Here is a 23264-nt window from a genome sequence, read left to right as displayed (position 1 = left end):
CGGCCGCCGCCCTGTGCTGGCGGCGGAACATCCTCCCGGCGGCCCGCGAACGGGCGGCGCAGCTGGGACTGCGCGGTGCCGCCTTCCCCTGGCGCACGATCGCCGGGCGGGAGTGCTCCGGGTACTGGCCCGCGGGCACCGCGGCCTTCCACGTCAACGCCGACGTGGCCGACGCGGTCGCCCGCTACCTGCACGCCACCGGCGACGAGGCGTTCGGCCGCGGCACCGGCCTCGAACTCGCCGTCGAGACGGCGCGGTTGTGGCGTTCACTGGGCCACCACGGGCACGACGGCCGGTTCCACATCGACGGCGTGACCGGCCCCGACGAGTACAGCGCCCTCGCCGACGACAACCTCTACACCAACCTGATGGCCCAGGCGAACCTGCGCCTTGCCGCCGACCTGGCCGACCGCTTCCCCGCCGAGGCCGAGGCGCTGGGCGTGGACGACGAGGAGACCGCCGCCTGGCGCGACGCGGCGGACGCGGTCAACCTGCCCTTCAACCCGCGGCTCGGAGTCCACGAGCAGGCGGCGGGCTTCACCGGGCACCAGCGCTGGGACTTCGCCGCCACCGGCCCCGAGTGCTACCCCCTGCTGCTGCACTTCCCGTACGTGGACCTCTACCGCAAGCAGGTGGTCAAGCAGGCCGACCTGGCGCTCGCGCTCTACCTGCGCGGCGAGGCGTTCAGCGAGGAGCAGAAGGCCGCCGACTTCTCCTACTACGAGGAGCTGACGGTCCGTGACTCCTCCCTGTCGGCCGCCGTCCAGGCGGTCGTGGCGGCCGAGTTGGGGCATCTGCGGCTGGCGTACGACTACCTTGCCGAGGCGGCGCTGATCGACCTGGACGACCTTCAGCACAACTCTCGCGACGGCCTGCACCTGGCCTCGCTGGCCGGGGCGTGGACCGCGCTGGTGGCCGGGCTGGGCGGGTTCCGGCTGGGACCGGGGGCGCCCGCGTTCGCGCCGCGGCTGCCGCCCGAGCTGTCGTCGCTCTGCTTCCGGCTGCGGCTGCGCGGACGGACGCTGCGGGTGCGGGCGGTGCAGGGCAGCGCGGAGTACCTGGTCCAGGAGGGCGGGTCGCTGACGGTCCGTCATTTCGGCGAGGAGCTGCGGCTGGAGCCCGGTCGGCCGGAGACCCGGCCGGTGCCACCCGCGCCGGCGCGCCCCGAACCCGTGCAGCCCCAGGGCCGCCGTCCGGCGCGGCGGGGCGGGCCACTGCCGGACGGATCCTGGGACGGCGACGGCTCCGCGGATCGGTTTACCGGGCCTGAGCAGGGAAAGGCGGCCAGGGACCGGGGCATTCGAGCCGGTGAGCGGAAGGGGACGCGATGAACGCCGCCAAGGTGGCCTACAAGCCGGTCGGCATGCTGCTCGGCGCGGGCAGCGGGGTGGTGGCCGGCCTCCTGTTCAAGCAGCTGTGGAAGCTGGTCGACCGGGACCAGGACGCGCCGGACGCCAAGGACGAGAACCGCCGCTGGCGCGAGGTGCTGCTGGCGGCCGCGCTGCAGGGCGCGGTCTTCGCCCTGGTGAAGGCGGCCGTGGACCGGTCGGGCGCGGTGGCCGTGCGCCGGCTCACCGGCACCTGGCCGGACTGACGGGGCGTCGGCTGCCCGTCTACGGCAGCGGCTTGACCAGGAGTTCGAACTCCAGGCCCGGGCGCTGCGGGATCCCGAAGCGCTCGTCCCCGTAGGGGAAGGGCGTCAGCCGTCCGGTGCGGCGGTAGCCACGGCGCTCGTACCAGGCGATCAGGTCCTCGCGGGCGGTGATCACGGTCATGTGCATCTCGCGCACGCCCCACGCCGCGCGGGCCCTGCGCTCGGCCTCGGCCAGGACGGTCTTGCCCAGACCCGCGCCCTGCAGCGCCGGCCGGACCGCGAACATGCCGAAGTAGGCGTGCTCGCCGAGGTGTTGGAGCTGGCAGCAGGCGACCAGCGCGCCGTCGCGTTCGACGGCCAGCATGCGGCTGTCCGGGGCGGTCACGACGGCACGGACGCCCTCCGCATCCGTGCGCCGGCCACTCAGCAGGTGCGCCTCGGAGGTCCAGCCCGTGCGGCTGGACTCGCCCCGGTAGGCGGACTCGATCAGGGCGACCAGGTCGTCGACATCGGCCTCCGTGGCGTCGCGGAACGTCACTTCGGTCACGTCGTTCGCTCCGGTGGTGACGGCGTCCATGGCGGATCTCCCAGGGTCTCGTGGTGGTGCTGGTCAGGCGAGGCGGGCCGGGAAGCCGCCGGTGGCGATCGGTCCCCAGCTGTCGGGGGTGATCCGCAGCAGCACCTTGCCCTGGTCCACCATGGCCTGCCGGTACTCCTGCCAGTCCGGGTGCTCGCCGGAGATGTTGCGGAAGTACTCGACGAAGGCGTCGAGCGCCGCCGGTCCCTCGGCCGCCTCGAGGACCTCGACGGTCCCGTTGACCTGCACCCAGGGCCCGTCCCAGTCGTCCGACAGGACCACCACGCTGACCTGCGGGCGCAGTCGGGCGTTGCAGGTCTTGGCCCGCTCGGGGTAGGTGGACACGACGATCCGTCCGCTGTCGTCCACTCCGCCGGTGACGGGGGAGGCCTGCGGTGAGCCGTCCGCCCGGCGGGTGAGCAGCACCATCCGGTGCCGTGGGCGGACGAACTCCACCAGGCCGTCCCGGTCGGCCTCGGTGTTCGTCGCGATGCGCCGTGCCATGGATCCGCCTTCCTTCGCGTCGAAAGCTCCGGTCACTCTAACCCCAAGATCCAACCCCGCCGAGGCCCGGGCGTGTCGCCGTCGGCGTTTCAGTCGCCCCTGCGGCGGGCACCGCCGGACGGCGGCGCCGTGTCGGCGGCCCGGGCCGGTCTGTGATCCCGGCCACCGGCGGGGCGGGCAAATATGCATCCGAGATGCTTATTCGGTAGCGTCGCGGCAGGGTCGCCGCCGGCGCGGCGGGCGGCCGGAGAGGAGACAACGATGGACGCCACGGCGGCTGCTGCGGCCGCAGCACTCGTCTTCACCTGGCTGGGCATGGTGCTGGCCATTTCCTTCGTGGAGGCGCCGCTGAAGTTCCGCGCGCCAGGCGTCACCGTTCCGGTGGGGCTTGGCATCGGGCGGCTGGTCTTCCGCGCGCTGAACAGCATCGAGGCGCTGTTCGCCGTCGGTCTGGCCGTCGCGGTGGCGGCGGGGAGTGCGCCCGCGTCCGTCGGTGTGCCGACGATCGTGGCCGTCGTGCTGCTCGTGGCGCAACTGGCGGCGGTCCGGCCTGCGCTCAACCGCCGCTCGGAGCGCGTCCTGGCGGGGGAGGACCTGCCCCGGTCCCGGGTGCACCACGCGTACGTGGCGCTGGAGTGCGCCAAGGTGGCAGCTCTGCTGGCCGTCGGCATCGCCGTCCTGGGTCGCTGAACTTCCGTGTCGTGCAGGGCTGTTCAGGTTAGCGTGGCTCCGTGGGGTCCGCGTCGCGGTCGAGCCGGGAGAAGAGCAGCGGCAGCGACAGCACCCCGACGAAGAACGGTGTGGCCATGTAGCGGAACAGGGGGGCGGGCGTCGCGACGAACACCGTCAGCTGCGCCCCCAGGGTGACGGCGGCCGGCGCGAGCACCTCGCGGCGGCGGAGCCGGTGGGCCAGCCGCAGGACGACGAGGTAGCCGAGCCAGCACCAGGTGGCCCCGTTCCAGATGATCCAGTTCAGCTGCGGTGTCTTTCCGAGGTCGTACCACCACTCCGCGGCGTGGTGCAGGGTTCCCGACAGCGGCCGGACGTGCATCGACGGGTAGTAGGGGCTGGCATACAGCTCCGGGTGGCCGTTCATGAAGGTGTAGCCGTTGGGCGACGACCGCACGTCCATCACGAAGGTCCGGTCCTTCGCGGGGTTGACGGCCCAGGCCGGGGTGCCCCGGCAGACCGTCACCCGCGCGATGGCCGCGGGCGAGGTGCGGAGCGTCTTGAGGAAGAGGGCCATCAGCTGGTCGTGGTGGGCGACGGCCGCGGCCTTGTCCAGGCCGCGGGACAGCGCGTCGACGCCGTAGAAGTCCGCGCCCGCGGTCTTCCAGTGCCGCAACGGGGCGACGCGGCTGAGCAGTTGCCTGTCGGCCGCCGAGAACACCTGCGGGGTGGTGGCGTAGACGTAGCCGATGTCCGCGTAGACGAAGGTGTTGCCCGCGTAGTCGGCGGGCTGGGTCACGCCCAGTGCCGGGTAGAGGCCCCGGTCCAGGCCCACGAAGATCAGGACGGGGATCAGCACGGCCGGCAGGATCCGTCGCCACAGCCACGGCAGGCACAGCAGCAGCGCCGCGCCGCTGATCAGGACGGCCAGGAAGCCGTTGTTCCGGGACAGGCAGACGAGGGTGAAGCCGGCCCCGAGCAGCAGCCAGTCGCGCCGTGCCCCCCGATGCCGGTCGCGGCTGCCGTCCCTGCTGCGCGGCCGGGGCCCGCGCAGCAGGGCGGCGGCCAGATGCGTCAGCGCCGCGAAGCCGAGCACTCCGCCGATGACGTACGGGACGTCCTTCCAGACGTAGACGACGAAGTCGCCGCTCGACGGCAGCACCAGCAGCAGCACCACGGCGGCGACGATCCAGCCGGTGCGCACCCGGAACTTGCGCAGGCCCGCGGCCAGGTAGCCGATGGCGGCCGACATGCCGAGCACCTGGCACAGCGTCAGCAGCGCGTAGTCGCCGGTGAGTCGGAGGGAGAGCCAGACGCAGGAGATGTAGAAGATCGAGTGGTCGTCGATCCAGTGGCTGGTCGTCGACTCCCAGGTGTAGGTGAAGCTGTCGTAGGTCATCAGCCCCGGGTAGAAGGCGGCCCACCACAGCAGGTAGCCGAGTAGCGCCAGCAGCCCCACGCCCAGGGGCATCCGCAGGCGCGACGGGATCCGGTCGCGCATCCGGCGCAGCGGGCGGCCCAGCGTCTGCCCGGCCGTGCGCGCCCGCTCGCGCAGGCCGGGGCCGTCCGCGTCGGCGCGCTCGGGCGTCAGGGTCATGGCGGGTCCTCGGGGAGGCGGAGCCGGGAGCACGCCAGCGGGAGCAGCAGCACGCCGAGGACCGTCGGCCCGGCCATGTACCGGTACAGCGGCGCCGGGGTCGCGATCAAGACCGTCAGCTGCAGGCCGGCCATGACCGCCGCCGCGGCGAGCAGTTCACGCCGCCGGACCCGGCGGGTGAGCCGGAGGATCCAGGCGTAGGTGAGGTAGCACCACACGGCTCCGCCCCACAGGATCCATTCCAGCTGCGGGGTGCGGGACAGGTCGTACCACCAGTGGCCGGCGCGGTGCGCGGTCCGCGACAGCGGTCGGCTGTGGAAGGCCTGGTGGAAGGGGTTGTGCGCCAGCTCCGGGTGGGAGACGACCGCGGCGTGGTACGGGCCGGTGTAGTCCACGGGCGCGACCAGGATCGGGTGGTCGGGGAAGACCGCCCAGGCGTTGTGGGCGCGGCACAGCTGCGCGTCGGCGACGTACTGCGGTGCGCGCTTGAGCACGGTGGTGAACGCGGACAGCAGCTGCGACCGGTTGGTGGTCGCGGCGGCCGCGTGGAACTGCGAGGAGATGGTCAGCGGGTCCGAGTCCCAGCACTGGGCCCCGGCGGTGCGCCAGTGCTCCAACGGCGCCACCGCCGCCATCGCCGACAGCTGGGCCTTGGTGAACAGACCCGGGTCCTTGCTGTAGCCGTAGGCGAGGTCGGCGTAGAAGAAGCTGTACGCCGAGTTGTTCTTCTGCGGCTGCACCCCGGCCGCCGGATACACCACCGTCACCAGGAAGACGTAGACCAGCACCGGGACGGCCGTCACCGACGCGATCCGGCGCCAGTGCCAGGGCACGCAGGCCAGCAGCACGAGTCCGGTGCAGACCACCGTGAGGAAGCCGTTGTTGCGCGCCAGGCACATCAGCAGCATGCCGACGCCGAGCACCAGCCAGGGCGCCCGGCGGCCCGGCGCGGACCGCCGGGCCGAGCGCGGTACCCGCAGCCACCCGCCGACCAGGTGCAGCAGCGCACCCGCGGCCGCCAGCGCGCCGAGGACGAAGGGGACGTCCTTCCACACGAAGACGAAGAACTCCCCGGTCGGCGGCAGCACGCCGCACAGCACCACCGCGCCGGCGATCCAGCGCCGCCGGATCGCGAACCGCTCCAGCCCCGCCGCGAGGTACCCGACGAGCCCGGCCGCGGCCACGATCTGACAGAACGTCAGGGGCGCGTAGGTCCCGGACAGGTGCAGGCTCAGCCAGACACCGGCGACGTAAGGGATCGAATGGTCGTTGATCCAGTGACCGGTGGTCGCCTCCCAGGTGTAGGTGAAGCTGTCGTAGCTCATCAGCCCGGGATAGAAGGCCACCCACCACGCCAGCGAGCAGGCGAGGAAGACCGCGGCCATGGCCAGCGGAAAGCGGCGGGCCGGGGGAATCCGCTGCGCCAGCCGCCGCGCGCGGGCGGACCAGCGCCGCCCGGGCGACTGCCCGGGGCCGGTGGCGGGAGGCCCGGTCGAGAGCGAGTCAGCGGCCATCGCGCCACAGTTCCAGCATCCGGTCGACCACCCGCCGGGCGGCCTGCCCGTCGTCGAGGTCGCAGTACCGCGCGCGGAACGCCGCGTAGGACGCCGCGCTGTCGGCCGCCACCCGGTCCAGGTGGAGCAGCGCGTCGACGACCTCCTCGGTGGTCGCCAGCAGCGGCCCCGGCGCCTGCGCCTCGAAGTCGAAGTAGAAGCCGCGCAGCACGTCGCGGTACCGGTCCAGGTCGTAAGTGAAGAACAGCATCGGACGACCTGTCACCGCGAAGTCGAACATCGTGGACGAGTAGTCCGTCAGCAGCACGTCCGCCACCAGGTACAGGTCCGCGATGTCGGGGTAGCTGCCGACGTCCCAGACGAACCCGTCGCCCGCGCCGGGCACGTGGTCGCCGACGTGGGCGTGCGGCCGGACCAGCAGGACGTGGTCGCCGCCCAGCCGCGACCGCAGCAGCGGGAGGTCCAGCCGCAGGTCCAACTGGTAGCCGCCCGAGGGCCGGGCCTGGTCCTCGCGCCAGGTGGGCGCGTAGAGCACCACCCGCCTGCCCTCCGGCAGGCCGAGCGCCTCACGTACCCGCCGGGCCCGCAGCTCCCGGTCCGGCGCCAGCAGCAGGTCGTTGCGCGGGTAACCAGACTCCAGGATCTCGCCCTCGTAGCGGAAGGCCCGGCGGAACACCGGTGTGCTGAACCGGTTCGGCGCCAGCAGCAGCCGCCACTGCGGCACCTCGCGCCGCAGCTCTTCCAGGTAGTCGGTGTCCGCGAACCAGTCGTTGTCGAAGTCGAACCCGATCCGCTTGAGCGGCGTCCCGTGCCAGGTCTGCACGACGACCTGCTCCGGGCGCGCGGCCAGCCACGCCGGGAAGTGGGTGTTGCCGACGACGAAGCGGCTGCGGGCGTAGGCCTCGTACCACTCGGAGCTGTCGAACACCACGGTTCGGGCCCCGGGCGGGGTGACCGCCCGGTGGTCGCGGACCACCCACAGGTGTTCCAGTCCCGTGTCGCGGCGCAGGAACTCCTGGTGGATCGCCCGGGGGGAGTCCGCGTAGTCCCGGCCGCCGAAGACGTCGTACAGCACCTGCGGCAGCAACGGCCGCTCCCGCGCGGCGGGATAGACCTCCTCGCGCATCCGGCGCCGGTGGAAGCCGCCGCGCTCGCCGACCGGGACGGAGCTCTCGACCTCCAGCAGCAGGGCGTCGTAGTTGTGGCGGCGCAGCCGGACCGTGCGACCGCGTGCCTCCACCTCCAGCGGCAGCGTCCCCTGCGCCGTCGGTGCGATCTTCGCCCGGACCTCCAGGGCCCGCTGCTCCTCGCCGGTCTCCCCTGACGGGGCGTCAGCGTCAACGGGCAGGCGAACGAAGAGCCGCCACCGGCCCGACAGCAGCGGGACGTCGCCGTTCCAGGCCGGGTTGGGCACCGCCGGCAGCTTCACGAGGAGCCGTCCGTCGACCGCCTCCGCCGGATGCGTGTGCGTCTGCGCGTAGTGGCCGTGCCGCAGCACCAGCTCCAGCTGGTGACGGCCGGGCAGGGGGAAGGAGCCCTCCAGTGCGAAGCACTCCTCGGCGGGCAGTGCGACCGCCTTGTCGAAGACCGGCTGGGCGGGCTGCTCGACGATCTGCAGGTATCCGTGGGGCGAGCGCTTGAAGTGCAGCAGACGCACCTGGTCCGCCGCGTCGACCGCCGCCCGATGCTGCTCGCCCCGGTCCGCCCAGCGCTCCGCCATCACCACGCTCACCGGCTCCCCGTCACCGTCGAGCAACTGCACGCCCCAGCGGACCTGCTGACGGTCCGCCAGGTTCGGGTGCAGCCGGAACAGGTCCTTGCGGGCGGCGGCCATCAGCGCCGGGTCGACGAAAGCGGTGAAGGGGGCCCAGCCGTCGTCGACCCGCCCCACCTCCAGCCGGCCCGCGACCTGCACCGCCGCGCCGCCGTCCTCCTGGCACTGCAGCACCAGCAGCTCGGCCTGGGCCGCCAGCTCCGCGTCGAGACGGCCCCTGATCTCGAAGCCGTCGGCGGCGGGCGCGGCGGCGTCGGCCACCGCGTGCACGGTCTCCACGTGCAGGTACAGGTGGGCGTCGTGGATCTCGGGGACGACCCGCACCCGCTCGCTGACCCAGCGCGCGGGCGGGTTCGCGCCCGCGTCGAAGGGACCGCCCTTGAGGCGGCTCCGGCGCGGCCGGCCCGGACCCAGCACGCCCACCGTCACCCGCCACATGCCGTCCACCCAGCGGCCGCGGCGTTTGAGCCGGGCGGGGTCGATGTGCGCCTCGAACCCGCCGTAGTCGCAGTCGCGCAGGGCCTGCCCCCAGGCCTCCGCGGTGATCCGCGGGTCGCGGACCGTGCGGGCCGGCACGGCGAGCCTGCGCCGGCCGCCGCTCTCGCGCAGCACCAGCATCTTCAGCGCCTCGCGGGGCCGGGTCGCCCCGGCGTGCCTCGGATACGCGAAGCCGGTGAGCTCCAGCCTGCCGTCCGCCGTCCACTGCGCGCTGCGCAGCCCGGTGCGCACCACCAGCTCCTGGTCCAGCCGCAGTACGGCGGCGGGGACCGGCGCCCGCAGGAACGGGTAGTCCGCGGCGGGGCGCAGCGTCCCGTGCATCGGGATCGTGTACGGGTAGGTGCGCTCGAACTCCAGCATCGCCAGCAGCTCGTCCAGGCGGCGCTTGACGGTGAGGTAGTACTTCAACCGCATCGGCTGCGGGAGGGCGTTCAGCGTCTTCGGGCCGATGTCGGCGACCAGCCGCCCGACGTGGTCGAGGTAGGCCGTCCGGAACTCCGCGCCCGCGATCCGCAGCGGCTTGAAGAACAGCGGGATCTCCTCGACCAGCGCGTTGCGGTCGTAGCGGTGGCGGAACTCGTCGAAACGTGGATCCGCCTGGTTCCGCAGGAATTCCCGGACCATGCCGATGGACGCCACGCGGTCGATCAGACCCTGGGGATTCGTCCGGTTCTGCGTGATCGACTGGGTGCCCGAATCGCGTTCGCGCCAGTTGTAGATGTGCTCCGCGAGCACGTCCACCTTCTCGGCGAGGAAATGCAGCGGGATGCTGACCGGGGCGTCCTCGTACAGGATCGGCGGGTACTGCAGCCGGTGCCGCTCCCAGAAGCTGCGCCGGTAGACCTTGTTCCAGGCCGTCCGGTCGGTGATCAGCGGCGGGAACTCGCTGACGTGCGTCTCCAGCCGGGTCCGCGCGAAGGGACGCCGGTGGACCGGGGACTGGTGGTGGTCGGTGGAACGGAAGCGCAGCACGTTCCCCGTGGCGAAGTCGGAGCCGGTGCGGTCCAGCGTGTCCAGCATCAGTTCGTAGGCGTGCGGCGGGAGGGTGTCGTCGCTGTCGACGAACGCGAGGAACTCGCTCTCCGGGCTGATGTGCTCGATGCCGGTGTTGCGTGCCGGGCCCAGGCCCGCGTTCTCCTTGCGCACCAGCCGGAAACGGCCGTCCCTGGCCTCCCACGCTCTGGCGATCTCGGCACTTCCGTCCGTGGAACCGTCGTCCACCATGACGACCTCGAAGTCGCCCATGGTCTGCGTGGCCAGCGAGGCCAGGCATTCGTCGAGATACGGTTCGACATTGAAGATCGGCACGACTACGGAGAGCCGAGAGGCCATACCAGCGCCCACCCTTCTGTGCGGGGTGCCGCGGGGCACAGCAGGTACCTCGCGGATCCTTGCCGTCAACATCCTCACCCAGGCAGCCCCGCGGGGCGCGCGCTGCGACCCGCGGCACTCGGCCGAGCGGGTGGCAGCACCCCCCGGTCGGCCCCCTGCGGCGAGCGGGCCTGCGATTGCCGGTCCGCCGAGGTGCGCCCAGTGTGGAGTGCATGGACAGCACGTACATCGCCCTCACCGTCGACCACAGCGGTGACACCGCCCGCGTCCTGGCCTTCTGCCCGACGGCCGGCCCCCAGGCGGTCCGTGAGGTGGAGTCCTGGGCGCACATCGAGGACCTGAAGCGCGAGTTCTGCTGCGACTCGTGCTGGGAGAGCGAGTACGACCTCGAGGAGGCGGAGAACCTCCTCTTCGCCTGAGCCGCCGGCCTCCTCGCTGCGGCACCGCCTCGCCTCCGCGCGGAGCGCCGAGGCGGGCGGAGCGGCCTTCTGTTGTCCGGTGGCCGCCGCAGAGGCTTCTACCCCGTCCGGCATGTTCTCTGCCTGTGCGTGGCAGCGCGGGGCAGGGGAGGGCTCCCCGCCGGGCGGTTCGCCGACGACCGGACCTTCCAGTCGCCCCGCTCCGCCCGGTCGGTCGCCGGCGCGCCGCGTGCCGGGTCGGTCCACGTCGCCGGCCACCGATCAGGCGTCAGCCCGTCACCGGCCCGGCCGGCCCGGCCGGCCCGGGCTCGGGGCGACGGCCGGGGCGGAGGTCGGGTCGGTCTCGGCCGAGCGCGGGCGGGCGAGGGCGAGGGCGGTCAGGGTCGTGAGCGCCATCGCGGCGATGCCGACCAGCGCCGCCGTGGTGTACGTCCCGTCATGCGGGAAGGGACGGCCGGGGTCGGTGCCGCCGGCCAGGACCAGGCCGCCGATGGCGCTGCCCAGGGAGTAACCCACGCTGCGGACGACGTAGTTGAAGCTCATGGCGCTCGAGGTCTCGCTCCTGGGGGTGACCGCGAGGATGACGCCGGGCATGGCGGCCGAGAAGCTGCCCACGCCGAAGCCCAACACGCCCATGGCGACGAACAGTTCGGCCAGGTTCGAGCGGGCCCCCGCGAAGAGGACGAATCCGCCGCCGACGACCACGGCGCTGCCGGCCAGGAGGAAGGGGGCGTCGATGCGCTCGCGCAGCCGAGGCGTGAGCTTGCCCGCGACGAACCCCAGCACGGAGAACGGGACCAGGACCAGTCCGGCGACGAAGGTGCTCAGCCCGAAGCCGTAGCCGGCGCTGGGCGGCGTCTGCGCGTACCGGGTGATGAGCGTGAGCAGGAGGTACATGCCCATCCCGCCGACGAACATGGCGATGTTCGCCCCGGCGACCGCCGGGTGCCGCACCGCCCGGACGTCGACCAGCGGCGTCGCGCTGCGCAGCTCGACGACGGTCCAGGCGCAGAGCAGGAGCACGGCGGCGACGGTGAGGACCGAGGCCAGGGCGAGGTGACGGCTCCACAGGCCCGTCTCCCCGGCGAGGAACAGGACGAGGAACAGTCCACTTGCCAGGAGGAACGCGCCCGTGACGTCCATGCGTGCGGAGCGGCCCCCGGGGGCCTCGGGCACGGAGCGCCAGGCGGTCAGCAGGGCGGCGGCGGTGACGAGCAGGCCGAGGCCGTAGGCGGCGCGCACCCCGCCGAACTCGGCGAGCAGCGCGGTGAGGGGGTAGCCGACGCCCGCTCCGATGATCGAGACCACGGAGATCAGGGCGATCGTGGGCCCGCTGCGGCCTTCGGGGAGGTGGTCGCGGGCCACGCCCATCATCAGCGCCGTCAGTCCGAGCCCGACGCCCTGGGCCGCGCGGCCGACGAGCAGCCAGGCGAACGGCAGCGGCAGCACGGTCAGCGCGCTGCCGGCGACGACGACGGCCAGCGTGGCGAGAATCGTGGCCCGTCGGTGCGGGCCGGCTCCGAGCCGGCCGAGGACGGGGGTGGCGACGGCGCCGCTCAGCAGGGCGATGGTCAGCGTCCACTGCGCGCTGTCCAGGGAGACGTGGAACGTGGTCGCCACGCTGGTGATCAGCGGCGTCCCGAGGCTGCCGACCGCCGCCACGACCAGGGCGATGAACATCAGGGAGGGGACCAGCAGTCGCGGCTCCGTCCCGGACGGAAGCGCGTCCGGACGCTCGTCGCGGGTCACCGCTTCGACCCTTCCTGGTCCTGGCCGTCGAGGGCCTCCAGACGCAGCAGCGCGGGGAGCGCCGCCGTCAGGGCCTCGACGTCGTCGTCGGTGAGCTTGTCGATCAGCCGCGCGAAGGCCTGGACGCCGGCCTGGCGCCGTGCGCGGACGTAGGACTCGCCGGCCTGGGTCAGGCGTACCAGCGTGACCCGCTTGTCGGACGGGTCGCCGCTCCGCTCGACCAGCCCGTCCTCCTCCATCACCCGGACCAGGACGGTCATCGCGGGCTGGGTGACGCCCTCGCTCGCGGCCAGGTCGGTGATCCGTCGTGGGCCGGTCCGGTCCAGCGTGGCCAGGGTGGCGGCGGAGGTGAGGCTCAGGTCGCGGGGAAGGCGTCTCACGGCCTTGGTGGCCAGCTCGTAGAGGACCGATCCGATCGCGGCGGAAGCGCCGTCAGCGGCGCCGTGACTGCTCATGGGAGAAGCATAGCTCTTTTATATTAATGCTTTATGTATCTCTGTCCTGGGGCCCTGGGGGCCCTGCAACCCTGGGGCCCGCCCGGTCGCTACGCGGAGTCCCGTACGACCAGCCGGCACGGCACCTGGTGCACGCCCGGCATCGGGCGGTCGTCGATCGCGTCGAGCAGGCGCAGAGCCGCGATCCGGCCGATCTCGGTCAGGTTGCCGTCGATGGTGGTCAGCGGTGGCCGGGAGGCCAGGACCATCGTGTCCCAGTTGTCGAAGCCGACGACCGCGATCCGGTCCGGGACGGCGATGCCCCGTTCGCGCAGCGTGTCGGCGACGCCCCGGGCGATCTGGTCGTTGCCGCAGAAGAAGGCGTCGGTGTCCGGTTCCGCCCGCAGTACGGCGTCGGCGGCGCGCCGGCCCCAGGCCTCGCTCCAGTCGCCGAAGTGCGGCCTGCCGGTGGCCAGTTGGAGCGATGACTCGGCGAGGCGCTGCTCCGTCCAGTGCGCCCGGTCCGCGGCCGCGGCATGGTGCGCCGGTCCGGTCACGTGGGCGATGCGGGTGCGCCCGGTCGCCAGGAGATGGTCGACCGCGAGGCGGCAGCCCTGGGCGTCGTCGGAGACGACGGAGATGTCGTCCGGGTCCGTCGAGGGCGACAGTGCGTAGACGACGGGGACGCCGTCGTGGACACCGGTCAGCGGGGGGCGCGGATCGGTGCGGCGGCCGGTGACGATGATCCCGTCCACCCGACGGTCCATCAGGTTCTGCAGGTGGTGCTGCTCCCGGATCAGGTCGCCGCGGGTGTCGCAGAGCAGCACGGAGATCTTCCCGGCGCCCAGGGCGTCCTCCGCGCCCAGCAGGACCGGGGTGCTGAACCGGCCGATGCCGTCGGTGGTCATCAGGCCGACCGTCCAGCTCCGGCCGGTGTGCAGGCTCTGCGCCTGCTGGTTGGGGCGGAAGTCGAGGGCCTGGACCGCGTCGAGGACGCGCTGCCGCGTCTCGGGGCGCATCCGGCCGGTGCCGCTGAGGGCCTTCGAGGCCGTGCCCACGCTGACGCCTGCCATCGCGGCGACGTCGGTGAGCGTGGCCCTCGTCCTGGTGGTCGTTCGACCCGACTCCGCCACGGGCAATCCTTTGCTCTGAGTCTCTGCTCGGGCCATAGTGCCACCGCCCGCCCGGCTTGGCCAGTCGTGAGCAAACGAAAACCCAGTCTGCGAGCAGTCTTGACGTTCCGCCGCATGACCCCTACGTTTCCGGCTTGAAAAAGGTTTGCGCATTTGCCCAACCGACGTTGCGCACCGCAGGCACAGCGTGCGCCGCACGCCGTGCACCCGGCCGCGCGGCGTCGCCGCGACTGCCGCACAGGCACCGATCTGGGGAGTCCCATGTCCCGCGAGTCCACCGCCCCTTCCGTGACCGGCCCGGTCCGGCTCGGCCCGCAGGCGCGAGCCGCGCTTCGGCCGACGGTCGCGCCGACGGTGACGGCGGGTTTCTGGTACGACCGCCGCCAGGTCAACGCCCGGGTGGGCATCCCGCAGGGCCCGCGGCTGCTCGAGTCCGCCGGCAACCTGCACAACCTGCGCCTGGTCGCGGGCGCCGAGGACGGCGCCTTCGAGGGGGACTACCCCTTCCAGGACACGGACGTCTACAAGTGGCTGGAGGCGGCCTCCTGGCAGCTCGGCCAGGACGCCGTGGCCGGCCGCGACAGCACGGAACTGGCCGCCGAGGTGGACCGGATCGTCGCCCTGGTCGTCGCCGCCCAGGAGGACGACGGCTACCTCAGCACCTGGATCCAGTCCGGCAAGGGCAAGGGCCGCTACAGCGACCTGCGCTGGGGCCACGAGCTCTACAACGCGGGCCATCTGATCCAGGCCGCGATCGCCCACCACCGCGCCACCGGACGCACCGAACTGCTGGACGTGGCGCGCAGGTTCGCCGACCACATCGACACCGTCTTCGGACCGCCCGGCAGCGGCAGGCCCATCGACAGCTTCGACGCCCACCCCGAGGTGGAGACCGCGCTCGCCGAGCTCTACCGCGAGACCGGCGACCGGCGCTACCTCGACCTGGCCGGCTACTTCGTCGACCGGCACGGCCACGGCGCCCACGGCTTCGAGGCCTACTGCCAGGACCGCGTCCCGCTGCGCGAGGCGCAGAACGTCGAGGGCCACGCGGTGCGCCAGCTCTACCTGCTGGCCGCGGCGGCGGACCTGGCGACCGAGACCGGGGACCCGGAACTGGCCGAGGCGAGTGCCCGGCTGTGGCACGCGATGGCGGCCACCAAGACCCACCTGACCGGAGGCGTCGGCGCGCACCACGACAAGGAGGACTTCGGCGACCCGTACGAACTCCCCAACGAGCGCGCCTACTGCGAGACCTGCGCCGCCATCGCCTCGATCCAGTTCAGCTGGCGGATGGCCCTGCTGACCGGCCAGGCCCGGTACAGCGACCTGATCGAGCGGACCCTGTTCAACGGCTTCCTGGCCGGCATGTCGCTGGATGGCGAGAGCTGGCTGTACGTCAACCCGCTTGCGGTGCGCGACGGTTATGTGGATGCCGGGGGTGACCAGTCCTCGCGGCGCACCCGCTGGTTCCGCTGCGCCTGCTGCCCGCCGAATGTGATGCGGCTGCTGGCGAGCCTGGAGCACTACCTCTCCTCGACCGACGGCCGGGGGCTGCAGCTGCACCAGTACGCCTCGGGCCGCTTCCACGGTGAGGCCGACGGCGCGCCGCTGACTGTGAGCGTTAACACGGAGTACCCGTGGCGCGGCCGCATCGCGGTGACCGTCGAGCAGACTCCGCGGACTCCCCAGGCGTCGCAGGCCCCGCAGGCTACCTGGACGCTGTCGCTGCGGCTGCCGCAGTGGGCCGCGGAGCACAGCCTCAGCGTCAACGGCGCCGCTGTCGCCGCCGCCGCCGAGGACGGCTGGCTGCGGATCACCCGGAGCTGGAGCGTGGGTGACGAGGTCGTCCTCGACCTGGACCTGACGCCCCGTCTGGTCGCCGCCGACCCGCGAGTGGACGCCGTCCGCGGCTGCGTCGCCATCGAGCGCGGCCCGCTCGTCCACTGCCTGGAGCAGGCCGACCACCCCGACGGCGGGCTGGACGACATCGTGCTCGACACGAGCACCCCGCTCACCGTCAAGGACCGCCCTGATCTGCTGGAAGGGGTGGTCACCGTGGTCGCGGCGGGCTATCGTCGCACCCTCCCCGACACCGGCTGGTGGCCCTACACCCCGGCCGTGGGTGCCACCGGCTCCCAGGACCCGGGCACGCCGGTGGAGCTGACCGCCGTGCCCTACTACGCCTGGGCCAACCGCACGACCGGCAGCATGCGCGTTTGGCTGCCCACCAGCTGATCCCCCTCGCACCGCCCCCTTCTCCCACCCTCCCTCCGACAACGAGGTCCCCATGAGACACCTGCGCCGCACTCTCGTCGCCGCTGTGCTGGCCACCGGAACGCTCGCGTCCGCCGTGGCGTGTTCGTCCTCCGGCGGCAGCGCCACCACCGGATCCGGCGGCTCCGCCAAGGGCACCTACACGTTCTGGGACCCGTATCCCCAGTTCGACGCCTCCTCCGACTGGGGCAAGCGCGTCGCCGCCTGCGGCACCCAGGCGGGCGTCACCGTCAAGCGCACCGGCATGGACACCACCGACCTGGGCAACAAGGCGCTCCTGGCCGCACAGCAGGGCAACGCTCCCGACGTGATGCTGGTCGACAACCCGGTCGTCTCCACGCTCGTGCAGGCCGGAATCCTGAACAAGACCAGCGACCTGGGCCTGGACACCTCCTCGATCCAGCAGAACATCCTCGGCGCGGGCGTCGTGGACGGCGCCTCCTACGGCGTGCCGATCGGCGCCAACACCCTTGCCCTGTACTACAACAAGAACGTCCTCAAGGCGGCCGGCGTCGACCCGGCGGGCATCAAGGACTGGGCCTCGCTCACCGCCGCGCTGCAGAAGGTCAAGGCCGCGGGCAAGAAGGGCATCACCTTCTCCGCGATCGGCACGGAGGAGGGCAGCTTCCAGTTCCTGCCGTGGTTCTGGGGCGCGGGCGGCGACCTGACGAAGCTGAACGACGCCAAGGGCGTGGCCGCGCTGTCGCTGTGGAAGGGGTGGGTCGACCAGGGGCTGGCACCGAACGACGTGCTGCAGAACACCCAGACCACCAGCTGGCAGGAGTTCGCCACCGGCCAGTACGCCTTCGGCGAGAACGGCACCTGGCAGCTGGGCAACGCCGCCAAGGCCGGCTTCCCCTACGGCATCATCAACATCCCCGGCCAGAACGGCGGTTCGGCCCCGGCACCGACCGGCGGCGAGTTCGTGACGGTGCCGATCCAGCAGGACAAGTCCCGCTACGGCGTCACCAAGAAGATCGTCGACTGCCTGATCAGCCCGACCAACCTGCTGGCCACCGACAACACCCTGTCCTACGTCGCGCCCACCGGCACGGTCCAGCAGCAGCAGGTCCAGCAGAACCCCGCGCTGCAGCCGTGGGTGTCCGCGGTCGCCGCCGCGCGCGGCCGCACCAGCAACGGGCTCGGCACCAAGTACCCGGTCATCTCCGAGCAGTTGTGGACCGCGGTGCAGGCCGGTCTGTCCGGCGGCAAGAGCGCCCAGGCCGCGATGGACGCCGCACAGCAGGCCGTCGCCAACCACCAGGGCTGAGTCTCCGGCCCCGACCGTCCCTCCATCCGGAGACCGGAGGTGCGGCGCGCGTCCCGCGCCGCGCGCGCCGCCCCTCCCGCTGACAGCACCGCGTCCTGGACGCCGTTCCCGCCCTAGGAGCATCGCATGACCCTCGCCCGAGCCGACCGCCCGCAGCGGTCACCGGCCGCGTTCAGGGCGACCGGGCCCACCCCGGCCGACGGCGGCAGGGCCCAGCGCCGTCAGCACCGCAGGCACCAGTGGACCGCCTGGGCGTTCGCCGCGCCGCTGGTGGCCTACCTCGCCGCGTTCTACCTCTATCCGCTCTACCGCAACCTCGACCTGAGCCTGCACCACTACACGGTGCGGTCCTTCGTGGCCGGCGGGGCCCCGTTCTCCGGCTGGGACAACTTCGACCAGGTCCTGCGCGACCCGACGTTCTGGCCGGCGATGCGCAACACCTTCGTGTTCGTGCTCGCGTCCATCGCGGTGCAGTACTGCGCTGGCCTGGCGCTGGCCGTGTTCTTCAACCGGAACTTCCGCCTCTCCGGCCTGCTGCGGGCGCTGTTCCTGATCCCGTGGCTGCTGCCGCTGATCGTCTCCTCGTCCACCTGGGCCTGGATGATGAACAGCGAGTCCGGCGTGCTCAACTACGCGCTCCACCTCGTCGGCGTGTCCCCGGTGGACTGGCTCACCTCCCCGGACTGGGCGCTGACCTCGGTGATCATCGCCAACATCTGGATCGGCATCCCGTTCAACCTGGTCATCCTCCACAGCGGCCTGCAGAACATCCCGGGCGAGCTGTACGAGGCGGCGGCGCTGGACGGGGCCGGGGCCTGGCAGCAGTTCCGCCGCATCACCTTCCCGCTGCTGCGGCCGGTCTCCGCGATCGTGCTGCTGCTCGGCTTCGTCTACACGCTCAAGGTCTTCGACCTCATCTGGATCATGACGAAGGGCGGCCCGGGGGACTCCTCGTCCACCCTGGCGACCTGGTCCTACCGGCTCGGATTCGGCTCGCTGCTCCCGCAGTTCGGCCCCGGCGCCGCGGTGGGCAACATCCTCATCCTGATCGCCCTGGTCTTCGGGCTGCTCTACATCCGCGTCCAGAGGAGGCAGGAAGCATGACCGCCACCGCGCCCCACCGCCGCTCCGCCCGCACCACCGTCATCGGCGTCGTCCTCACGGCGGTCATGCTCTTCCCCGTCTACTGGATGCTCAACGTCTCGCTCACCCCGCAGCAGGACATGCGCAAGAGCCCGCCGGACCTGCTCCCGCTGCACCCGACCTTCGAGGGCTACCAGGCGGTCCTGCACGACCAGTTGCCCTATCTGCTGACCAGCCTGCTGATCGGGCTCGGCACCGTCGCGCTCACCCTGCTGCTGGCCGCGCCGGCCGGCTACGCGCTCGCCAAGCTGCGCCCGCGCGGCGGCGGCGTCCTCGGCATGGCCCTGCTGATCGCGCAGATGGTCCCGGGCATCGTCATGGCGATGGGCTTCTACGGCATCTTCCTCAACCTGGGCCTGATGAACACCTGGTGGGGCCTGATCGTGGCCGACTCCACCATCGCCGTGCCGTTCGGGGTGATGATCTTCACGGCCTTCATGTCCGGCATCCCCGACGAACTGACCGCCGCCGCCCGCATCGACGGCGCCGGAACCTTCCGCACCTTCTGGTCGGTGGTCCTGCCGGTCAGCCGCAACGCCCTGGTCACCGTCTCGCTGTTCAGCTTCCTGTGGGCGTGGTCCGACTTCGTCTTCGCCAACACCCTTGACGCGGGCGGCAACCTGCGGCCGATCACCCTCGGCATCTACCACTACATCGGCAACAACAACCAGGAGTGGAACGCCATCATGGCCACCGCCGTGGTGGCCTCCGTCCCGGCCGCACTGCTCCTGGTCCTCGCCCAGCGCTACGTGGCCGCCGGCGTCACCGCCGGAGCCGTCAAGGACTGACCGCCCGTGTCCACTTCGCCCCCTGCGGCCCGTGGGCGCGGTCCGCCGCGCCCAGGACCGCCGCCGACCGAGCCGCCCGGACCCTCATCACCGGCTGCCGATCCCTGCTCTTTCCTCCACAGCACCGCCGAGTCACCACCCACCCGCTCAAAGGAGAGCAATCGTGCACACAGCCAGAAGCCGAGCCGGGCACGCCGCCGCCTGGCTCACCACCCTCTCCCTGACCGCCGTCGGCGGCCTGGCCGCCGCCGCACCGGCCCACGCCACCCCCAGCAGCTCCACCACGCTGGTCGTCAGCGCCAACCAGACGCTGCGCCCGGTGACCCACGTGGCCACCGGCAGCCTGTACGGGCTGGACACCGCCACGGTCCCGGCGGACAGCCTGGTCGAGGCGCTCAAGCCGAACACCTTCGTGCAGATGGCCCCGGGCGGCTCGCAGCTGCCCAACGGCGAGCCGAGCCCGGGCGGCGACGCCCTCAAGGTGGCCCCGGAGGCCGCCAGGGCCGGTGCCAAGGTCGTCGTGCGGATGCCCGACTGGTACCCGAACTTCCCCTACAAGTGGGTCAGTTGGAGCGACTGGCTGTCCGCCGTGGACACCCAGGTCGCCTCCGTCAAGGCCTCCGGGGCGACCAACATCGCCGCGTACGAGCTGTGGAACGAGCCGGACTGGACCTGGGACACCACCCACGCGGGCAGCTTCAACGACGGCTGGACGCGCACCTACCGGGAGGTCCGCGCCAAGGACGCCACCACCCCGATCCAGGGCCCCAGCTTCTCCACCAACATCAGCGGCATGCAGAGCTTCCTGCAGAACGCCGTCGCGACCAACACGGTCCCGGACATCATCAGCTGGCACGAGCTGGCGGGCTCCTCGCGTATCGCCGGGGACATCGCCAACGTCACCGACATCGAGAACAGCCTGGGCATCACCCCCCGCCCGATCTCCATCGAGGAGTACGGCACCACCAGCGAGGTCGGCGTGCCCGGAGCCATGGTGGGCTACGCGGCCAAGTTCGAGCGGCTCGGCGTGCACGACGCCGAGATGGCGTTCTGGAACCACTACGGCACCCTGGGCGACACCCTCACCGACACCGGCGGCAGCCCCAACGGCGCCTACTGGCTGTACAAGTGGTACGGCGACATGAGCGGCAACATGCTCGTGACCACCCCGCCCGCGCAGACCGGCATCGACGGCATGGCCTCGCTGAACGGCGCCGGGAACCAGATCAGCGTCGTCTTCGGCGGCGGGTCCGGCTCCTCCGCGGTCACCGTCAACGGCCTCGGCTCGCTGTCGGCCTTCGGCTCCACGGTCCACGTGAAGCTCGAGTACACCCCGTCCAAGGGCCGCACCACGGCCGTGTCCGGGCCGATCACCATCTCCGACGCGGACTACGCCGTCAGCAACGGGTCCCTCACCGTGCCGGTCACCACGAACGCCACGGACGGCTACCACCTGGTGATCACGCCGACCGGGACGTCCACCACCCTGGCGGGCCGCTACCAGATCACCAACCTCAACAGCGGACTGGCCCTGGACACCGCCGGCCAGGCCACCGCGCAGGGCACGCTGGTGGACCAGAACACCCCCGGCGGCTCCACCACCCAGAACTGGACCCTCGTCGCCGCGGGCTCCGGCCTCTACAAGATCGTCAACCAGGCGAGCGGCCTCGACCTCGGCATCAGCAACATGAGCACCAGCAACGGGGGGACGGCGCTCGTCTGGGGCGACAACGGCACCGCCGACCACCTGTGGCAGCTGATCCCGGACGGCTCCGGGCACTACAAGATCGCCAACTACAACAGCGGACTGCTGCTCGGTGTGACCAACATGAGCACCGCCGCCGGCGCCCAGGTCCTCCAGTGGAGCGACAACGGCACCGCCGACCACCTGTGGACCCTCACGGCCCGCTGACCCACCTCCGCCCATGGTGTGGTGCCGGACTGCGCCCCGGCACCACACCAACTTGCCCTCCCCACACCAGCCTGGCGAAGCCGACGGTGGAGCCCGCTGACCTGCCGTGGCGTAGCGCCGCAGCTGCCGGGGCGTGGGCGCCGCGCTGACCGGGGCTGCCGCTCCCCAACTCGCCTTCAGCGCCGTGCAGAAGAAGTGGAAGGCCCACCAGCGGCTGCCCGGCGGGGACTTGGGACGGGTTGCACGGAATCGCCCACAAGCCCGTAGGGTGTTCTTCGCAGAAATCCCCGACAGCGCACAGAGTGCAACACGTCGGCGAGTGAGGGAGACCTACGCGTGACCGCGAGGAGAGCGGCGGCACTGACCGCGGCGTTCGTCACCACCGTGCTGGGCGCGGGCCTGGCCGCCGCCCCCCATGCGGCAGCCGCCGACATCACCGCGGACATCCTCGCCGGGCGGGACGTCGTCCTCAACGGGGACACCGTCGTCACGCTCCCCGCCGGCACCACCACCTACGGCGGGGTCCTCAGCGGACAGGGCACCCTGACGCTGCGCGCCGCCTCGGGCGCGGCCACCCTCGTCCTCACCAGGGACAGCGACTTCGCGCTGCCCGCAGGCCGCAGCCACCAACAGGTGAGCACCACGCGCAGCCACCCGGTCACCACCGTCAGCCGCCCCGACCCACCTGCCGTCACCGTCGAACGGGGCGTCACCCTCCAGTACGGCACCGGGGGTTCGGCCGGAATGATCGGGCACTACCCCTACGCCACGCCCGGCTTCCAGCTCAACGCCGACAACATCCGCGTCGACGGCACGCTCGTCCTCGACCTGTCGGGGCGCAACTACAACCTCGGCACCATCACCGGCTCCGGACTGGTCAGCCAGCCCCGCTCCACCTGGGGCACCTGGGAGCTGTCCGGGGACCAGCCGTTCACCGGAACCGTGGCCAACGGCACCGCCACGAACTTCGGCACCAACGCCTACACCACCTCGCTGGACCACGTCCGCGCCGTGCTCAACAACGGCTCCGCGATCGTCGGCGCGGCCAGGGACCGGACGCTGGTGCTGCGTCCGGACTTCTACCAGACCGTGTACGGCAACGACATCAACTTCCACTCCTGGGGCAGCGGCAAGGTCGTGGTCATCGGCGTCTACAGCTTCGCCGACAGCGGCTCCGACGCCGATCCGGCCCTGAGCGACCCCTCGCTGAACTTCGCCGCCGTGCCGCACCGGATCAACACCCGGGGCATCAACATCGAAGGCGCGCACGTCCAGTGGGGCGACGGCAGCACGCACCGCTTCTTCCTGCCGGCGAACGCCGCCGACTCCTACATCAACATCCACCGCCAGGGCACCCTCGCCTTCGACTACGACGGCCCGGTGACCCTGCGCACGCCGATATCCGGCGGAGTCTTCCACGACTCGCTGAGCACACCCGCCGACGCCGACATCAGCGTGCTGTCCCACCCGGGCAACGACGTCACCTTCGCCGTCCCGCAGAACTACCACGGCACCACGACGATCGGGGCGGGGGCGGTGCTGCGGCTGGGTTCCGGAGCGCCGGGCGGCGACGGCTCGGTGCTGACGGGCGGCGCCGCCGACCGGATCGTGGACGACGGGCAGCTCGTGCTGCAGAACCGCGGCACGCAGCTGACCCTGGCCCGGATCTCCGGGCGGGGCGCCCTGGTGCAGGCAGGGCGGGCGACGACCACCCTGCGCTCCGGGATCGGCTACACCGGGCCGACGACGGTCTCGGCCGGGACGCTCGCCGTCGCCGCGTCCGCGACGCTGAGCAGCAGCAGCGGGGTCCGGCTCACCTCCGCCACCGCCGTCCTCGACCTGAGCCGGGGCGGCGATCAGACCGTCCGCACCCTCAGCGGCGTGCCCGGAAGCACGGTCCTGCTGGCCCGGGGAGCGATTCTGACGGTGGCTCAGCGGACCGCCGCGGGCTTCGCGGGGCGGGTGGTCGGCGGCCGACTGGCCGGACCGGGAGCGAGCAGCGCGTCGCCGAGCTCCGGCTCCTCCTCCGCTCCGGCCGGTGCGCCGTCGGCTCCGGCCGCCCGAGCGGCAGGGGCAGCGGCGT

General features: G+C 72.2%; 18 protein-coding genes. 10 read left to right on the top strand and 8 right to left on the bottom strand.

Annotated elements, in window-relative coordinates:
• On the top strand, nucleotides 1–1331 hold a 1331-nt coding region (locus tag ACFP3V_RS22810; protein ID WP_380586487.1), incomplete at its 5' end, for a glycosyl hydrolase family 65 domain-containing protein.
• A complete protein-coding gene (locus ACFP3V_RS22805) occupies nucleotides 1328–1594 on the top strand; it encodes a DUF4235 domain-containing protein (RefSeq protein ID WP_380586484.1) in 267 nt (88 codons plus the stop codon). The genes ACFP3V_RS22810 and ACFP3V_RS22805, both read left to right, overlap by 4 nt.
• 19 nt (nucleotides 1595–1613) lie before the next feature.
• Here ACFP3V_RS22805 and ACFP3V_RS22800 read toward each other — a convergent pair whose 3' ends face one another.
• Nucleotides 1614–2171: a GNAT family N-acetyltransferase gene (locus ACFP3V_RS22800; RefSeq protein WP_380586481.1), complete on the bottom strand. Its 558-nt coding sequence runs from the start codon at nucleotides 2169–2171 to the stop codon at nucleotides 1614–1616.
• 33 nt (nucleotides 2172–2204) lie between these two features.
• Nucleotides 2205–2675 carry a PPOX class F420-dependent oxidoreductase gene (locus ACFP3V_RS22795; protein WP_380586478.1) on the bottom strand — a complete coding sequence of 157 codons (471 nt, stop codon included), beginning with the start codon at nucleotides 2673–2675 and terminating at the stop codon, nucleotides 2205–2207.
• A 261-nt stretch (nucleotides 2676–2936) separates the two neighbouring features.
• Here ACFP3V_RS22795 and ACFP3V_RS22790 point away from each other — a divergent pair, with 261 nt between their 5' ends.
• The gene (locus tag ACFP3V_RS22790) at nucleotides 2937–3365 is read left to right on the top strand and encodes a hypothetical protein (protein ID WP_380586476.1); all 429 of its coding nucleotides are present in this window, start codon (nucleotides 2937–2939) and stop codon (nucleotides 3363–3365) included.
• A 28-nt stretch (nucleotides 3366–3393) separates the two neighbouring features.
• Here ACFP3V_RS22790 and ACFP3V_RS22785 read toward each other — a convergent pair whose 3' ends face one another.
• The 3 genes from ACFP3V_RS22785 to ACFP3V_RS22775 are packed head-to-tail and all read right to left on the bottom strand — an operon-like array spanning nucleotide 3394 to nucleotide 10035.
• Nucleotides 3394–4941: a hypothetical protein gene (locus ACFP3V_RS22785; RefSeq protein WP_380586473.1), complete on the bottom strand. Its 1548-nt coding sequence runs from the start codon at nucleotides 4939–4941 to the stop codon at nucleotides 3394–3396.
• Nucleotides 4938–6455, bottom strand: coding sequence for a hypothetical protein (locus ACFP3V_RS22780; RefSeq protein ID WP_380586470.1), 1518 nt, complete (start codon nucleotides 6453–6455; stop codon nucleotides 4938–4940). The genes ACFP3V_RS22785 and ACFP3V_RS22780 overlap by 4 nt, the downstream gene beginning before the upstream one ends.
• Nucleotides 6445–10035, bottom strand: coding sequence for a bifunctional glycosyltransferase/CDP-glycerol:glycerophosphate glycerophosphotransferase (locus tag ACFP3V_RS22775; protein WP_465270107.1), 3591 nt, complete (start codon nucleotides 10033–10035; stop codon nucleotides 6445–6447). Before ACFP3V_RS22775 ends, ACFP3V_RS22780 begins: the two co-directional genes overlap by 11 nt.
• A gap of 236 nt (nucleotides 10036–10271) precedes the next feature.
• On the opposite strand from ACFP3V_RS22775, the gene ACFP3V_RS22770 reads away from it, so the two are divergent.
• Entirely contained in the window at nucleotides 10272–10478 is a 207-nt protein-coding gene (locus ACFP3V_RS22770; RefSeq protein WP_380586464.1) for a hypothetical protein, read from the top strand.
• A 276-nt stretch (nucleotides 10479–10754) separates the two neighbouring features.
• On the opposite strand, the gene ACFP3V_RS22765 is transcribed toward ACFP3V_RS22770, so the two are convergent.
• The 3 genes from ACFP3V_RS22765 to ACFP3V_RS22755 all read right to left on the bottom strand — a co-directional run bounded on the left by ACFP3V_RS22765 (nucleotide 10755) and on the right by ACFP3V_RS22755 (nucleotide 13794).
• Nucleotides 10755–12158, bottom strand: a complete 1404-nt coding sequence (locus ACFP3V_RS22765; RefSeq protein ID WP_380586549.1) for an MFS transporter — start codon at nucleotides 12156–12158, stop codon at nucleotides 10755–10757.
• Between the two features lie 65 nt (nucleotides 12159–12223).
• Nucleotides 12224–12682, bottom strand: a complete 459-nt coding sequence (locus ACFP3V_RS22760) for a MarR family winged helix-turn-helix transcriptional regulator (RefSeq protein WP_380586461.1) — start codon at nucleotides 12680–12682, stop codon at nucleotides 12224–12226.
• Nucleotides 12683–12771: 89 nt separating this feature from the next.
• Entirely contained in the window at nucleotides 12772–13794 is a 1023-nt protein-coding gene (locus tag ACFP3V_RS22755) for a LacI family DNA-binding transcriptional regulator (RefSeq protein ID WP_380586458.1), read from the bottom strand.
• Between the two features lie 261 nt (nucleotides 13795–14055).
• Here ACFP3V_RS22755 and ACFP3V_RS22750 point away from each other — a divergent pair, with 261 nt between their 5' ends.
• From ACFP3V_RS22750 to ACFP3V_RS22725, 6 genes are all read left to right on the top strand, one after another.
• Nucleotides 14056–16029, top strand: a complete 1974-nt coding sequence (locus tag ACFP3V_RS22750; RefSeq protein ID WP_380586455.1) for a glycoside hydrolase family 127 protein — start codon at nucleotides 14056–14058, stop codon at nucleotides 16027–16029.
• A gap of 52 nt (nucleotides 16030–16081) precedes the next feature.
• Entirely contained in the window at nucleotides 16082–17338 is a 1257-nt protein-coding gene (locus tag ACFP3V_RS22745) for a sugar ABC transporter substrate-binding protein (RefSeq protein ID WP_380586452.1), read from the top strand.
• A gap of 126 nt (nucleotides 17339–17464) precedes the next feature.
• Nucleotides 17465–18442, top strand: coding sequence for a carbohydrate ABC transporter permease (locus ACFP3V_RS22740; RefSeq protein WP_380586450.1), 978 nt, complete (start codon nucleotides 17465–17467; stop codon nucleotides 18440–18442).
• Nucleotides 18439–19269: a carbohydrate ABC transporter permease gene (locus ACFP3V_RS22735; protein WP_380586447.1), complete on the top strand. Its 831-nt coding sequence runs from the start codon at nucleotides 18439–18441 to the stop codon at nucleotides 19267–19269. The genes ACFP3V_RS22740 and ACFP3V_RS22735 overlap by 4 nt, the downstream gene beginning before the upstream one ends.
• Before the next feature lie 163 nt (nucleotides 19270–19432).
• Complete coding sequence (locus ACFP3V_RS22730; protein WP_380586444.1) at nucleotides 19433–21181, top strand: RICIN domain-containing protein; 1749 nt, start codon at nucleotides 19433–19435, stop codon at nucleotides 21179–21181.
• 336 nt (nucleotides 21182–21517) lie between these two features.
• Nucleotides 21518–23264, top strand: a 1747-nt coding sequence (locus ACFP3V_RS22725) for an autotransporter (RefSeq protein WP_380586441.1), incomplete at its 3' end; no start/stop codon positions are given.

It is taken from the genome of Streptacidiphilus monticola (genome assembly GCF_042658505.1).
Taxonomy (GTDB): domain Bacteria; phylum Actinomycetota; class Actinomycetes; order Streptomycetales; family Streptomycetaceae; genus Streptacidiphilus; species Streptacidiphilus monticola.
The sequence above is the reverse complement of the archived record's forward strand: the minus strand, read 5'-3'. Positions and strand labels throughout refer to the sequence as shown.